The sequence below is a fragment of the Pseudomonas sp. PDM21 genome (assembly GCF_014852505.2).
Classification (GTDB): domain Bacteria; phylum Pseudomonadota; class Gammaproteobacteria; order Pseudomonadales; family Pseudomonadaceae; genus Pseudomonas.
Genome location: NZ_CM181223.1, coordinates 6,592,126 through 6,605,975, shown reverse-complemented (window position 1 = coordinate 6,605,975; position 13,850 = coordinate 6,592,126). Strand labels below are relative to the sequence as shown.

The following is a 13,850-nucleotide window of genomic DNA, read 5'->3' as shown; positions in this document are numbered from 1 at the left end:
CGATGAGCCTGGTATGCCCAACGTTGCTGCAGCGACTTGTCCGGCACTATACGTGGTAACAATCGGCAAAAAACGACCCTATACTGCGATTCAGTTTTGCGGCGCGGACAACAATGGTTGTCATCTCCTACAGGCGCCTACGACAAGATCAACACGCAGGGGGAAGCATGGACGTACTTCACGCGATGCGGGCATTCGTCCGGGTGGTGGATGCCGGCAGTTTCACCGCCGCCGCCAACGCTCTGGGGTTATCCACAGCCCAGGTCTCGCGTGTGGTCTCCGATCTCGAAGCCCAGCTGGAAGCGCGCCTGCTGCACCGCACGACAAGGCGCCTGGCGCTGACCGAAACCGGCGAGCGCTACCTGCTGCGCTGCCGGGAAATCCTCGCCGATGTCGACGAAGCCCAGGCCGAAGCCAGCGGCGCGCATCTCAATCCCCGAGGCCGCCTGCGCGTGCATTCGCTCACCGGGCTGGGCCAGCAGCACCTGATCCCGCTGATCTCGCGCTACTGCGAGTCCTTCCCCGAGGTCTACATCGAGCTGACTCTGGCGCAGCGCCAGCCGGACATCCTCGAGGAAGGCCAGGACGTGGTGATCACCCGCGACCGCGAACTGCCCGACTCCGAGTTCGTCGCCCAGACCCTGGGCACCATCTACAGCGTGCTCTGCGCCAGCCCCGAGTACCTCAAGCGGCGCGGCACCCCGACCAGCGTCGCCGACCTGCACCAGCACCAGTGCCTGCGCCTGCAGGACCCGACCTTCCCCGAAGGCTGGGCGTTCGAGGAGGGCAACGAGGAAAGCGTGATCCGCCCGCGCGACACTTTCATGGTCAACGTCGCCGAGGCGCTGACTGGCGCCGCCGCCGCCGGCATGGGCATCTGCCTGTTGCCCAGCTACGTTGCCGCGCCGGCACTGCGTCGCCGTTCGCTGGTGCGCGTGCTGCCCCGGCACAGCCTGCACGTGCGGCAGATCTATGCGCTGTACCCGTCGCGGCGCTTCCTCGACGCGAAGATCCGCACCTGGGTCGAATTCCTCAAGGCGGAGCTGCCGCGGGTATTCGAGGAAGACGAAGCAGCGCTCAACGATCCCGTCAACTGGGCATAAGGCAAAGGGCTAGCGTGGCGGATCGCCGCAGCCGCTCTATACCGGTGTTCTCGGACGATCGGCACGGATTGTTGCTTTTTAGGCAATGCTTTGTTGGTTAGCTAGCTATTTTTCGAGGGACTGTTGCGCCGTAACCTTTCATCAACCCCGACCAATCGGGTGTTCAGAAAGGATCACCGTCATGTCCCGTTCGCTTTATGTTGCTGCCCTGCTGTCCGTCTGCTCGCTGTCCTTCACTCAGCTGAGCTTCGCCGAAGAATCGCGCCTGATGACCGACAAGATGGTCAAGGCCAACGAAGCAGTGATTGCCCAGCAGCAGGCCCCGTCCGCCGAGCAGACCGCCAAGGCCGCCGCTGGCAGCAACGCCGATTCCTGATCGGCCGCTTCCCCCGGGAGGCTCGGTGCGTGAGCCGGGCTTCTCAACACCTTGCGCCGCATAAGACATGCGGCGTTTTTTTTGCCTGCGTTTCCCGCATCCCGACGGCGACTATTACAGAAGCTGTAACAGTCTTTCGCTGCCGGTGCTCTGTCTTCCTGTCCGATCGGTCAATATACTTGACCCAACAGTGCGGCCTTCGGGCAGCGCCGTTACCGGCCTCACCGCCGGCAAGCTTCCCGACGTCGATTCTTGATTGCTCCAGATCGATGTCCGTCTCAAGGCCGCTGCTATCAGCGGCCTTTTTTTTTGCGCGGAAAAATTAGCCGGCGTCCGCCTGGAAGACGAAGAACGGCAGGCCGAAATGGCCCTGCCAGGGGCCCCAGTAAAGATGTGCACGGACGTGGCCGAAGCCGGCGCCACGCAGTCGGTCGAGCAGGTCCCAGCCGAAGTGCTGGAAGCACAGCACGCCGCCGTCGCCCACCGGGTCGCCGTGGTATTCCGCCGGCAGCAGGTGCTCCAGAGCGCCGTCGGCGGCGAAGCGGGCGCGTACCTCGGTCTCGTTCTGGTTGGGGAAGAAGGGCACGCTGAACACCAGCCGTCCGCCCGGCCGTAACACCCGCCGGCACTCGGCGAAGGCGCGGGCGAAGTCCGGAATATGCTCGAAGATGTCCTGGCTGATCACCAGGTCGAAGCTGCCGTCGGCGAAGGACAGCCGGGTCAGGTCCTCGTGGCGGATGCGCTGGCGGTGCTGCTCGTTCCAGTAGGCTTCTCCCGACACCTTGTCCGGCCCGAGGTACTCGCTTCCCAGGAGCCTGGGGAAGCGTCGTTCGATCTGGCGGAAGCTGGGGGTGACGCATTCGGCGATGAACACCCGTGAATCACTCGGCAGTTCGAGTTTCTGCAGGCGGTCCAGTACCGCGCGCATCCGGCTGTTGAGGCCGCAGCCCTGACACGCGGCGGTTTCCGTCCAGGCCGGGTGCACGCTGCCATCCGGGGCGATACCACCCAGGCGCCAGTCGATGTGCATCGGCTGGATACTCTCGCAGGCCGAGCACCACGCCTTGATGTCCATGGGGTGTCGGGACCAGAGCACGCGGTCCTCGATGGCGCCGCACAGTTCGCGGGCGGTTGGAACCTGTTTCGCCTGGCGGGCCTGCTGCCAGTGTTCGGCGGATTCGAATTCACCCAGCCAGATAGAGGGGAGGAGGCTGCCGGTCATGCTGGTTTTCCTTGTTCGAGAGGGCGGCAGGAGTGGCCGGATTCCGGCACCCGCTTGAGGGTAGCGGCTCACCCGCTGATCGCCAGTGGGATGGCCCGCTCTGGCGGGCCGGCGCCGGCTGTGAGAGGCTCGGGCGCTTCAATGGACCGACAAGGATGCCGCCCATGACCACTGACAATCCCTTCGCGACACCCCATGCTCCACTCACTGCGCCTGCTGCCGTGCCGGCGGACGGCAACCAGCCCTGGCAGTTTGTTGCCGCCATGATGGTGGCGGCGGCGGTAGTGTTTTTCGGCAGCAATGCCGTGCAGTGGATCGGCGACCTGGGCAGCTACCGCGAGCGCCTGCCGCAGTACCTGCCGACTATGCTGGCAAACTGGCTGGGCGGGCTGGTCTTCTATGCGGCGGCTGTCCTGCTGCTGGTGCATCACCTGCGCGAGCGCCATGGCATTGCGCGTTTCCAGCCATTGGCCGGACTGCTGGTGGGTTTCGGCGTGGCCTACCTGATCGCCACCATGGTCGTCAGTACGGGGGTGTCCTACCTCAGCCTGTCCTTCTATCAGTGGGCGTTCGAGCAGGGCACCCGGAATCTCTGGATGGTCCTCTATGGCCAGGCCAATTCGCTGGTCAGTCTGGTTCTGGGCTGCCTGCTGCCGCTCTGGGTGGTGCTGTCTCTGGCGCGCTCACGCTCCGAGCGGTTGTTGCCCGGCGAGACCTTTTTGCTGTCGTCCTGGCAAGTGGCGCTGGGCGTGTCACTGTGCTTCAGCGCGCTGGTCTACAAGGCGCTGGCTGCCCTCAGCTACGGGGCGCTCTATCTGTATAGCGGCGCGGACGGCTGGCAATCGATGTTCCTGCTGGCAGGCGGCGCGCTGCCCTTCGCCATCGTCATGACCTCGGTGCAGGCAAGCCTGCCATCGCAGGTCTCGCGCTTCGCCGCCGGTCGGGTACTGGCCTGCGCGCTGGTCCTGCTGGTGATGTGGACGATTGCGATCGTGCTGGTCTCGATCCTGTTGGTGTTCGCCGCCTACAACTCGCTGAACGCCAACAGCCTGCCGCTTTACCTGCTGCCGCCGGTGGTCCTGCTACTGGCGCTGCTCTGGCCGCTGGCGCGCTGGTGTAGCGGCTGGTTCTTCGCCGAGCAGCTGGCTCAGTCCTCGCCCAGGTAATCCCCACGGCTCAGCCCGTGGCGCTGCATCTTCTCGTTGAGGGTGCGGCGCGGCAGGCCGAGCAGCTCCATCACCGCCTTAATGTCACCCTTGCACTGGCCCAGCGCCTGGCGGATGCACTGTGCCTCGTAGGCTTCCATGCGTTCGAACAGGCCGTTGCCGGCGGGCTCGATCGGCAGCTCGGCGCGGTCCAGGCCGAGCACATGGCGCTCGGCGGCGTTGGCCAGTTCGCGTACGTTGCCCGGCCAGTCGTGGGCGAGCAGGCGCGCCAGTTCGCTGGCGGAGAGCGGCGCGGCTTCGCGGCCGAATTTCTCGCTGGCCAGCAGCGCGTAGTGCTCGAACAGCAGCGGGATGTCCTCGCGGCGTTCGCGCAGCGGCGGCAGGCGCAGCTCGGCGACGTTCAGGCGGTACACGAGGTCCTCGCGGAAGCGCCCGGCGCGGGCTTCCTCGAGCAGGTCCGGCTTGGTCGCGGCGATCACCCGCAGGTCCACCTTGATGCTCTGGTTCGAGCCCAGGCGCTCCAGTTGCTGTTCCTGCAGCACGCGCAGCAACTTCACCTGCTGGGCCAGCGGCATGCTCTCGATCTCGTCGAGGAACAGGCTGCCGCCGTTGGAGTGCTCCAGCTTGCCGATGCGTTTTCCCTGGGCGCCAGTGAAGGCGCCGCTTTCGTGGCCGAACAGTTCGGTCTCGAACAATTGCTCGGGAATCGCCGCGCAGTTCAGCGCGACGAAGGGCTTGCCGGTGCGAGGGCCGAAGTCGTGCAGGCAGCGTGCGACCAGTTCCTTGCCGCTGCCGGTGTCGCCGCGGATCAGCACGTTCACCGGCGTACCGGCCAGCGCCATGATCTGCCGGCGCAGGGTTTCCATTGGGCGCGAGACGCCGAGCAGGCGTGATTCGATCTGGTCCTTGAGCGCCGCCTGTTCACGCAGCTGACGGTTCTCCTGCACCAGCCGGCGTTTCTCCAGGGCGCGGCGCAGGCTGTCGAGCAGGCGTTCGGGGGTGAAGGGTTTCTCGATGAAGTCGTAGGCGCCCTGGCGCATCGCCTGCACCGCCATGGGCACGTCGCCGTGGCCGGTGACCATGATCACCGGCAGGTCGCGGTCGATCTCCTGCAGGCGCTCGAGCAGGGCCAGGCCGTCGGTGCCGGGCATGCGCACATCGCTGATGACCACGCCGGGCAGCTCGCGGGAGACGCTTTTCAGGCACTCGTCGGCGCTGCTGCACAGGCGCACTTCGAAGCCGGAGAGTTGCAACCACTGCTGCACGGCGTCGCGGATGGCGGCTTCGTCGTCGACGAAGAGGATGGTCTCGCTCATGGTCTTCTTTCTTCGCTGGCGGCCGGCAGGCTAAGGCGGAACACCGCGCCGCCGGTGGGCTGGTTGGCGGCGTCGAGGCGCCCGCCGAGTTCGTGGACGATGCCATAGGATACCGCCAGCCCCAGGCCCAGTCCCTCGCCCACCGGCTTGGTGGTGAAGAAGGGGTCGAAGACGCTGGCCAGGTGGGCTTCGTCGATGCCGGGGCCGTTGTCGGCCACTTCCAGGCACCAGTGTTCGTCATCGCGGCGCAGGGTCAGGCGGATCTGCGGCGGGGCGGTATTGGCCACCGCATCGAGGGCGTTGCGGATCAGGTTGACCAGCACCTGCTCCAGGCGGATCGCATCGCCCAGCACCCAGGCGGGCAGGTCGAGGTCCTGGCTGATCTCCACGCCTTCGGTGCGGATGCGCACGGTCAGCAGCTGCAACGCCTGCTCGATCACGTGGCCCAGTTCGATGCGCTCGCGCAGGCCGCCGGGCGTCTTGCGGGCGAAGGTCTTCAGGTGACCGGTGAGTGCGGCCATGCGCTCGAGCAGCTCATCGACCCGCACCAGCGCGGCGCGGGCGTCGTCCTGGCGGCCGGCGTCGAGCAGCAGGCGCACGCTGGCCAACTGCATGCGCTGGGCGGTGAGCGGCTGGTTGATCTCGTGGGCCAGCGCGGCGGACATCTGCCCTAGCGCGGCCAGCTTGGCGGCCTGCACCAGGCCGTCCTGGGCGGTGCGCAGGGCGGCGGTGCGCTGCTCGACTAGGCGCTCCAGCTCCTCCTGGTTGCGCTGGCGCAGGCGCGCCAGGCGGCGGCGTTGCTGCAGCCAGAGTACGAGGAACACCAGCGCCAGCCAGACGCCGGCAGCGGCCAGCCGCGCGCTGGTGACGTCGGACTGCACGCCGTGGGGATTGCGCAGCAAATGCAGGGTCCACTCGTCTTCGGGCAGGCCGACCGATTGCCAGAGGTAGTCGCCGCTGATGTCCTGGCCGTCGACGCGGACCATGCGCGCGTGCTCGCCGAGGGTTTCCAGCGTCCGGTGCGGCAGCGCGCTGAGCGGCTGCTTGTGGTACTGGCGGGTGTCGGCCATCTCGGCGCGGGCCACGGCGTCCAGCGGTTGCAGTTCGCGGTAGCGCCAGCGCGGGTGGTTGGCGAGGAACACCACGCCCTTGCTGTCGCTCACCAGCACCACGTCCGGGGTCTGGCTCCACTGCCGCTCGAGGTCGGGGAACTCCAGCTTGACCACGATGGCGCCGAGGAAGGTGCCGTCGTCGTCGCGCAGCGCGTTGGACAGGAAGTAGCCGGGAATTCCGCTGGTCACGCCGACCGCATAGAAGCGCCCCGCGCCCTGGGCAATGGTCTGGCGGAAGTAGGGGCGGAAGCCGTAGTTGTGGCCGACGTAGCTGACCGGCAGGTTCCAGTTGCTGGCAGCCACGGCGAGGCCGGTGGGGTCCAGCAGCTCCAAAGTGGAGGAGCGCGCCGCGCCGTTGATTTCCTGCAGCTTGAGGTTGAGCCGGTGTTGCAGCTCGCCGGTCACCGGGCCGCGCATGGCCGCGCGCAGCTCCGGGTCCAGCGCGAGCACGGCGGGAATGCTGCGGAAGCGCTCGATCAGGGTGTGCAGGGAGTTGGCATAGAGACCGAGCTGTTCATGGGCCGCTTCCGCCTCGGCGAGCAGCGCGCGGTGCCGCGCCTTCTCGCCGGCCCAGAACACCGACAGCACCAGCCCGGCCAGCAGGAGCAGGCAGATCAGCAGCAGGCGAAGGGGGCGGGTAGGCGACATGTTCGACGGGGTTCGACCAACGGTTGGCGACAATAGCACGGCCGCGAGCTGGTCCGGCGCCCCGCCGCCTCGCTACACTGCCGGCATCCCGATGGAGAGCTTCGATGCAGTTGTCGTCCTGGACCCACGAAGGGTCCGCCGGTTTCACCCTGCGCGGCTGGCGCAGCGAGCCCAGTGGCAAGCCGCTGCTGCACTTCCTGCATGGCAATGGCTTCTGCGGCCGTGCCTACGAGCCGATGCTGAAAGTCCTGGCGCAGGATTTCGACCTCTGGCTGTGCGACGTGCAGGGTCATGGCGACAGTGACCACGGCGGGCGCTTCCACGGCTGGAACCGCAATGCCGAGATGGCGGTGGAAGCCTTCCAGGCCGGCAGCAAAGTATTCGGTGGCGTGCCGCATTACGCCGCCGGGCACAGCTTTGGCGGCGTGCTCACCAGCCTGATCCTCGGCCGTCATCCCGAGCTGTTCCGCCGTGCGGTGCTGCTCGACCCGGTGCTGTTCACCCCGGCGATGATAGGCGTGATGGCGCTCTCCGAAGTGCTCGGCCTGCACAAGCGCCGCACCATGGTGCAGAAGGCGCGCTCGCGGCGCAGCCAGTGGCCGGACCGCGAGGCGGCCTACGCCGGCCTGCACGGCCGCGGCATCTTCAAGGGCTGGACCGACGAAGCGCTCTGGGCCTATGTGGAGAACGCCATGAAGCGCACCGAGGCGGGCGTCGAGCTGAAATGCCGGCCCAGCCGCGAGGCGGAAATCTTCAGCTCCTTCCCCAAGCGCCTGTGGCCATCGCTGACCAAGGTGGTGACGCCGACACAGGTGCTGTTCGGCGAGCGCACATACCCGTTCGTGCCCAAGTCGGTGGCGCGCTGGTGCGCGACGAACACGGTGGTGAGTGGCCAGTGTGTCGACGGCGGCCACTGCTTCATGCAGGAATTCCCCGAAGACAGCGCCGCTCGCGTGTCGCGCTTCCTGCTGGGCCACGAATGAACGATCCGGCCCGCGAGTCCGTCTGGCTGGCACTGTCCGAGCTGTGGCTGGACACCGAGCTGGACGAAGGCGGACGTGCCGCTATCGCGGGCACCCTGTCGATCAGCGGATTCAGCGTGGACGAGCTGGAGGCCATCTACCGCCTGGAAGTGGCGCCGGTGGTCTGGGCCAACACCTGGGTGACGGCGGGCGTCTGGGACGGTTTCGATCCGGACTGGCTGTTCGAGCACTGCCGGCGCAACCAACGGCGGCGAACGTCACTCTGGCACCGCGGACGCTGCCGGTTGTTGCGCAAGGCGATGACGGCGGCGGTGGACGAGGACTGGCGGAAGATCCGCGCTCAGCTCTAGTCGCCGACCTTCTTGTCCTGGTGCGCGCGGCGCCATTCGTCCAGCCGCACGACTTCGGCCCTGGGGCGTGGTGGCGGCGGGGTGTCGTCGAACACGGCGTCGACGATGTCCTCATCGACCGGCGCGGCGGCGGGGTGGAAAGTGGCGACCGGCGATACCGGCATGCGCGGTTCGGGTTCCATGCGGAAGGGCGCCAGCTCGATGCGGCCCAGGTGCTGGCCGAACATGGCGATACGGCCGGCGTAGCGTTCCTGCCCGGTGGCGGTGAACTCGAAGGCGTATTCGCGGGCCAGGCGCAGGTTGCCCCGGCCGTCGCGCTGGAAGCGGAAGCGCTGCAGGGCCATGGCGTCATCGAGCAGCTCCACGCCCTCGCGCGCGCAGTGCTGCTTGGCCAGCGCCAGCGCACGCTCGCGGATGCCATGGGCGCGCCACCACCAGGCGGCGCCCGCGACGACTAGCATGAAGATGAAAAGATTGCCCAGGTCCACTTCGGCTTCCTCGGAATCGGCGCACCAGCTTACTCACTCCGCCGTCGGGCGGCGAGGGGCGGATGTTCACAGCGTGTGAATTGCGCCCCATACTGGCCCATTCTGTAGCAGGACACCGTTATGCCGCGCACTCCCCACGTTCTCGCCATCCAGTCCCACGTCGTCTTCGGCCACGCCGGCAACAGTGCTGCCGAGTTCCCCATGCGCCGCGTCGGGGTGAACGTCTGGCCGCTGAACACCGTGCAGTTCTCCAACCATACCCAGTATGGCCACTGGACGGGGCAGGTGCTGCCGCCGGAGCAGATTCCCGCGCTGGTGGATGGCATCGCCGCCATCGGCGAGCTGGGCAACTGCGACGCGGTGCTCTCGGGCTACCTGGGCAGCGCGGCGCAGGGCCGTTCGATCCTCGAAGTGGTGCGCCGCATCCGCGAGGTCAACCCGCGCGCCGTGTACCTGTGCGACCCGGTGATGGGCCATCCGGAGAAGGGCTGCATCGTTGCCCCAGAAGTCGGCGAGTTCCTGCTCAACGAGGCCGCCGCCGTGGCCGACTACCTGTGCCCGAACCAGCTGGAACTGGACAGCTTCTGCGACCGCCAGCCGACCTCCCTGGAAGACTGCGCGGCGATGGCCCGCGGCCTGCTGGTGCGCGGCCCGAAGGCGGTCCTGGTGAAGCACCTGAATTACCCGGGCAAGCCGGCGGACGCTTTCGAGATGCTGCTGGTAACCCTGGACGAGACCTGGCACCTGCGCCGCCCGCTGCTGGCCTTCCCGCGCCAACCGGTGGGCGTGGGCGACCTGACCTCCGGGTTGTTCCTCGCCCGCCTGCTGCTGGGCGATGACCTGCGCACTGCCTTCGAATTCTGCGCCGCCGCCGTCCATGAAGTGCTGCTGGAAACCCAGGCCTGCGGCAGCTACGAACTGGAACTGGTGCGTGCCCAGGACCGCATTGCCCATCCGCGGGTGAAGTTCGAGGCGGTGAAGCTGGGGTGATCTGAGGCGCACATCGGCGCTCCCCTGCAAAAGCGGGCCATGCCCGCTCCTGCAAGGGGCTCGGTGTCAGAGCATGTACTTGCCCAGCAGCAACCCGCCCACCACCATCGCCGTGAGCAGGCCGAACGCCAGCCCGAGGCGTTTCTCGATGGCTTCGCGCAGCGCAGGTCCTGCCCAGAACAGCAGGGCGCAGGTGGCGGCGAAGCGCAGGGTGCGCGCCACCACGCTGAGGGCGATGAACAGCACCAGGTCCAGCTGGGTGACCCCGCTGGTCAGGGTGATCAGCTTGTAGGGCAGCGGGGTGAAGCCGCCGCCCAGCAGCACCATCAGCCAGCCGAGTTCGTTGTAGCGCTCGGCGACCTCGGCGAAGTTCTCCTGCAGGCCGTAGAAGGCCAGGATCGCCTGGCCCACCGTCTCGAACAGCAGCAGGCCGATGAAGTAGCCAGCGATGCCGCCCAGCACCGAGCTGACGATGCAGATCGCCGCATAACGCCAGGCCTTGGCCCGGTTGGCCAGGACCATGGGCACCAGCAGCGCGTCCGGCGGGATGGGAAAGAACGAACTTTCGGCGAAGGTCACCCCGCCCAGCGCCAGCTCCGCCCGCGGATGCCCCGCCAGGCGCATGGTCCAGTCGTAGAGTCGGCGCAGCATGGCGTCAGGCCGACTGGGGCAGGTGATCGTCGCTGGCCGCCGGCGTGGCGCCCTCGCGCTCGACCCGCTCGACCATCCCACGGGCAATTTCCCGCTCGCCCATGATCACCAGGCTGGCGCCGTTCTGCTCCAGGTAGTCCACCTCGGCGTCGAAGTGGGCGCGGGCGATGATGTCCAGGTTCGGGTTGATCGCCCGCGCGTGGCTGGAAATCGTCCCGGCCTCGAAGCCGTTGGGGATGGCGATCAGCAGCCAGCGCGCCGAGGTGATGTTGGCCTGGGTCAGGACATCGGGGTTGGCGGCGTTGCCGACCACCACGCAGAGACCGTGCTCGCGCAGTTCGGCGGCCTTCTCGCGCTTGTCCTCGATGACCACCAGCGGAACTCTGTCCTTGCGCAGGCGCTCGCTGACCAGCGCGCCGACGCGGCCGTGGCCGATGAGGATTGCGTGGTTCTGCTCCAGCACCGGCGGGGGAAGGTCCGGCGCCTCTACCTGGACCGCACCCGGCTCGGCTTCGGCCTTCTGCTCCTGCCGCGCCTGCAGGCGGTCGATCGCGATGAACAGCAGCGGGTTGACCAGGATCGACAGGATCGCGCCGGCCAGCACCAGGTCGCGCCCGGCTTCGGGCAGCAGGTTCAGGGTCACGCCGAGACCGACCAGGATGAAGGAGAACTCGCCGATCTGCGCCAGGCTCGCGGCGATGGTCAGTGCGGTGCTGTTGGGGTGGCCGAACATCCGCACGATGACGTAGGCCGCCACCGACTTGCCGAAGACGATGACCAGGAAGGTCGCCAGCACCGGCAGCGGCTCGTGGATCAGGATCGCCGGGTTGAACAGCATGCCGACGGAGACGAAGAACAGCACGGCGAAGGCGTCGCGCAGCGGCAGCGAGTTCTCGGCGGCCTCGTGGCTCAGCTCGGACTCGTTGAGGATCATCCCGGCGAAGAAGGCGCCCAGGGCGAAGGACACGCCGAAGATCACCGCCGAGCCGTAGGCGATGCCCAGGGCGATGGCCAGCACGGCCAGGGTGAAGAGTTCCCGCGAGCCGGTCTTGGCCACGCGCTCCAGTACCCAGGGTACGAAGCGGCGGCCGCCAAGGATCATCACCGCGACGAAAGCGGCGACCTTGCCCAGGGTCAGCAGGATCGGCATCAGCAGGCCGCCGTCACCACCGTCGGAAGTACCGCCCAGCGAGCCGGCCAGCGCCGGCAGCAGGACCAGGGTGAGGACCATGGCGAGGTCTTCGACGATCAGCCAGCCGATGGCGATGCGCCCGCGCTTGGTGTCGATCAGCTGGCGCTGCTCCAGCGCCCGCAGCAGCACGACGGTACTGGCCACCGACAGGGCGAGGCCGAAGACCAGCCCGCCGCCGAAGTTCCAGCCCATCATCCAGGCCAGGCCCAGGCCGAGCAGGGTGGCGACACCGATCTGCACCACCGCACCGGGGATGGCGATGGCTTTGACCGACAGCAGGTCTTTGAGCGAGAAGTGCAGACCGACGCCGAACATCAGCAGGATCACGCCCAGTTCGGCGATCTCCGTGGACAGCGCCTGGTCGGCGACATAACCGGGGGTGAAGGGGCCGGCCAGAACGCCGGCGAGCAGGTAGCCCACCAGCGGCGAGATGCGCAGGCGGTTGGCCAGGGCGCCGAGGACGAAGGCCAGCACGAAGCCGACGGCGAGGGTGGTCAGTAGCGGGGTGTGATGCATGGTCTGGGCTCCGGGCACTCAGGGAGCGACCGGACTGCGCATCAGCACCGGGTCGCTCGACGGTGGGTCACGGGGGCAAACCCGCGTATGAAAAGTCTAGGCGTAGTAATCGATTCCTACCTTGCTTTCACGCAAGGGTAACCTGTTGACGCATTGGGAAATTTCCGCGACACGAGGGATTTCTTTTCAGGAAATGTCGTGAACGTCTGTCATTCGTGGCGAAGCTCGGCGTAGCGCTGTTCCAGCTCCTGGCGAATCTGCCGACGCTGCTGGGCCTGGGCGAAACGACGTTTCTCGTCCTTGGTCTGCGGCACCAGTTGCGGCACCTCGATGGTCTTGCGGTCATCGTCCAGCGCCACCATGGTGAAGAAGCAGCTGTTGGTGTGGCGCACGGATTTCTCGCGGATGTTCTCGGTGACCACTTTCACGCCGATCTCCATGGAGGTACGGCCGGTGTAGTTCACCGAGGCGAGGAAGGTGACCAGTTCGCCGACGTGGATCGGCTGACGGAAGATCACCTGGTCCACCGACAGGGTCACCACGTAATAGCCGGCGTAGCGGCTGGCGCAGGCGTAGGCGACTTCGTCGAGGTACTTGAGCAGGGTGCCTCCGTGGACATTGCCGGAGAAGTTGGCCATGTCGGGGGTCATCAGGACGGTCATGCTGAGCTGGTGGTTGCCAGGTTCCATGGAATTCTCTTCGGAATTGTCTTGGGAAAAGGAAAGGGCCTAACTCTGGACAACCAAAGCGCGGCAGGCGACACAGTTTTTTCTATACCGCCGATTGGCGCCCGGCACCAGTGGGCCATTTACCAATGGCCTTTCTGTCGTTCGATCAACGCCCCAAACGAAAACGGGCGACCCCTGGCCGCCCGTCCGTCTATCTTCCGGCTCAGCGCCCGGCGGAGAGGCCGAAGTCGATGGCCAGGTCCGCGCCGGTGATGGCTTCGGATTCCGGTTTGCACAGGTACCAGACCAGCTCGGCGACTTCTTCGGGGCGGATGAAGCGTGACGCCTTGCCCTGTGGATAATCCTTCAGCAAGGCGCGCTTGTAGCTGTCCGGGTTGCCCTGGCCATAGCGCTCGGCCTGGTAGTCGAGCATCGGCGTGGCGATGTCCGCCGGGGAGATGGCGTTGACCCGCACGCCGGACTCGGCCAGTTCGAGCGCCAGGGTACGGGTGAGCATGGTCAGCGCCGCCTTGCTCGCGCAGTACGCCGCGGAGCCGCGATAGGCCTGGCGGCCGGAGTCGCTGGAGATGTTGACGATGCAGCCGTGGTTTTCCTTGAGGTACGGCGTCGCCGCCTGGCACATGTAGAAGGCGGCCTTGAGGTTCACGCCCATGACCAGGTCGAAGTCGTCCTCGTTGAAGTCTTCCACCGGGCCTTCGCGCCAGACGCCGGCGGCATTCACCAGGGCGTCGAGGCGGCCGGTGCGGGCGAGGATGTCGGAAACCAGGCTGTGGCAGTTGTCGGCGCGGCGCAGGTCGCCGACGGCGGTGGCGTCCAGCGGGACCTGGGCGTTGAGCGCATGCAGGCCGGCTTTGTCCACGTCGGTTGCGGCGATGCGCCAGTGGCTTTGGGCGAAACGTTTGGCGATGGCTTTTCCGAGGCCACCGGCAGCGCCGGTGATCAGTACGACAGGAGTGCTCATTGTCTACGGGTTCTCCCTGCCTGAGAGAGGACGGCGGCCGGCAGGCAGTACCGGCGGCGCCGCTTTGACCACGGGGCGCATCTGCGC

The 13,850-nt window shown here is 67.0% G+C and carries 14 protein-coding genes; 6 read left to right on the top strand and 8 right to left on the bottom strand.

Features of this window, described 5'->3' with window-relative positions; translation table 11 throughout:
- The first annotated feature begins 167 nt into the window (after positions 1-167).
- Positions 168-1,103: a LysR family transcriptional regulator gene (locus IB275_RS30435; protein ID WP_081519060.1), complete on the top strand. Its 936-nt coding sequence runs from the start codon at positions 168-170 to the stop codon at positions 1,101-1,103.
- A gap of 181 nt (positions 1,104-1,284) precedes the next feature.
- Positions 1,285-1,479 (top strand): hypothetical protein, encoded by a 195-nt coding sequence (locus tag IB275_RS30430; protein ID WP_192294522.1) that lies wholly within the window; start codon positions 1,285-1,287, stop codon positions 1,477-1,479.
- Between the two features lie 322 nt (positions 1,480-1,801).
- Here IB275_RS30430 and IB275_RS30425 read toward each other — a convergent pair whose 3' ends face one another.
- Positions 1,802-2,701, bottom strand: a complete 900-nt coding sequence (locus IB275_RS30425) for a class I SAM-dependent methyltransferase (protein ID WP_225601792.1) — start codon at positions 2,699-2,701, stop codon at positions 1,802-1,804.
- A gap of 164 nt (positions 2,702-2,865) precedes the next feature.
- Between IB275_RS30425 and IB275_RS30420 the strand changes: the two genes are divergently transcribed.
- Complete coding sequence (locus IB275_RS30420; protein ID WP_192294524.1) at positions 2,866-3,867, top strand: hypothetical protein; 1,002 nt, start codon at positions 2,866-2,868, stop codon at positions 3,865-3,867.
- Here the strand turns inward: IB275_RS30420 and IB275_RS30415 are convergent.
- Together IB275_RS30415 and IB275_RS30410 are read right to left on the bottom strand one after the other, a co-directional pair.
- Entirely contained in the window at positions 3,849-5,183 is a 1,335-nt protein-coding gene (locus IB275_RS30415; protein WP_192294526.1) for a sigma-54-dependent transcriptional regulator, read from the bottom strand. The two genes, IB275_RS30420 and IB275_RS30415, sit on opposite strands and share 19 nt — an antisense overlap.
- On the bottom strand, positions 5,180-6,943 hold the full coding sequence (locus IB275_RS30410) for a sensor histidine kinase (RefSeq protein ID WP_192294528.1): 1,764 nt from the start codon (positions 6,941-6,943) through the stop codon (positions 5,180-5,182). The genes IB275_RS30415 and IB275_RS30410 overlap by 4 nt, the downstream gene beginning before the upstream one ends.
- 104 nt (positions 6,944-7,047) lie before the next feature.
- Here IB275_RS30410 and IB275_RS30405 point away from each other — a divergent pair, with 104 nt between their 5' ends.
- Complete coding sequence (locus IB275_RS30405; RefSeq protein WP_192294530.1) at positions 7,048-7,926, top strand: alpha/beta fold hydrolase; 879 nt, start codon at positions 7,048-7,050, stop codon at positions 7,924-7,926.
- Positions 7,923-8,276, top strand: coding sequence for a DUF7079 family protein (locus tag IB275_RS30400; RefSeq protein ID WP_151188790.1), 354 nt, complete (start codon positions 7,923-7,925; stop codon positions 8,274-8,276). The genes IB275_RS30405 and IB275_RS30400 overlap by 4 nt, the downstream gene beginning before the upstream one ends.
- Here IB275_RS30400 and IB275_RS30395 read toward each other — a convergent pair.
- Entirely contained in the window at positions 8,273-8,764 is a 492-nt protein-coding gene (locus IB275_RS30395) for a DUF3301 domain-containing protein (protein ID WP_081519066.1), read from the bottom strand. The genes IB275_RS30400 and IB275_RS30395 overlap by 4 nt on opposite strands.
- A gap of 120 nt (positions 8,765-8,884) precedes the next feature.
- Here IB275_RS30395 and pdxY point away from each other — a divergent pair, with 120 nt between their 5' ends.
- Positions 8,885-9,754, top strand: a complete 870-nt coding sequence (pdxY, locus tag IB275_RS30390) for a pyridoxal kinase PdxY (protein WP_138213579.1) — start codon at positions 8,885-8,887, stop codon at positions 9,752-9,754.
- A 66-nt stretch (positions 9,755-9,820) separates the two neighbouring features.
- On the opposite strand, the gene IB275_RS30385 is transcribed toward pdxY, so the two are convergent.
- From IB275_RS30385 to IB275_RS30370, 4 genes are all read right to left on the bottom strand, one after another.
- The gene (locus IB275_RS30385) at positions 9,821-10,405 is read right to left on the bottom strand and encodes a YqaA family protein (protein WP_024766834.1); all 585 of its coding nucleotides are present in this window, start codon (positions 10,403-10,405) and stop codon (positions 9,821-9,823) included.
- Positions 10,406-10,409: 4 nt separating this feature from the next.
- Positions 10,410-12,113, bottom strand: coding sequence for a YbaL family putative K(+) efflux transporter (gene ybaL, locus IB275_RS30380; protein ID WP_192294532.1), 1,704 nt, complete (start codon positions 12,111-12,113; stop codon positions 10,410-10,412).
- Between the two features lie 209 nt (positions 12,114-12,322).
- Positions 12,323-12,802: an acyl-CoA thioesterase gene (locus tag IB275_RS30375; protein WP_081519069.1), complete on the bottom strand. Its 480-nt coding sequence runs from the start codon at positions 12,800-12,802 to the stop codon at positions 12,323-12,325.
- Between the two features lie 202 nt (positions 12,803-13,004).
- Entirely contained in the window at positions 13,005-13,763 is a 759-nt protein-coding gene (locus IB275_RS30370; RefSeq protein ID WP_045213936.1) for an SDR family NAD(P)-dependent oxidoreductase, read from the bottom strand.
- Positions 13,764-13,850 lie beyond the last annotated feature (87 nt).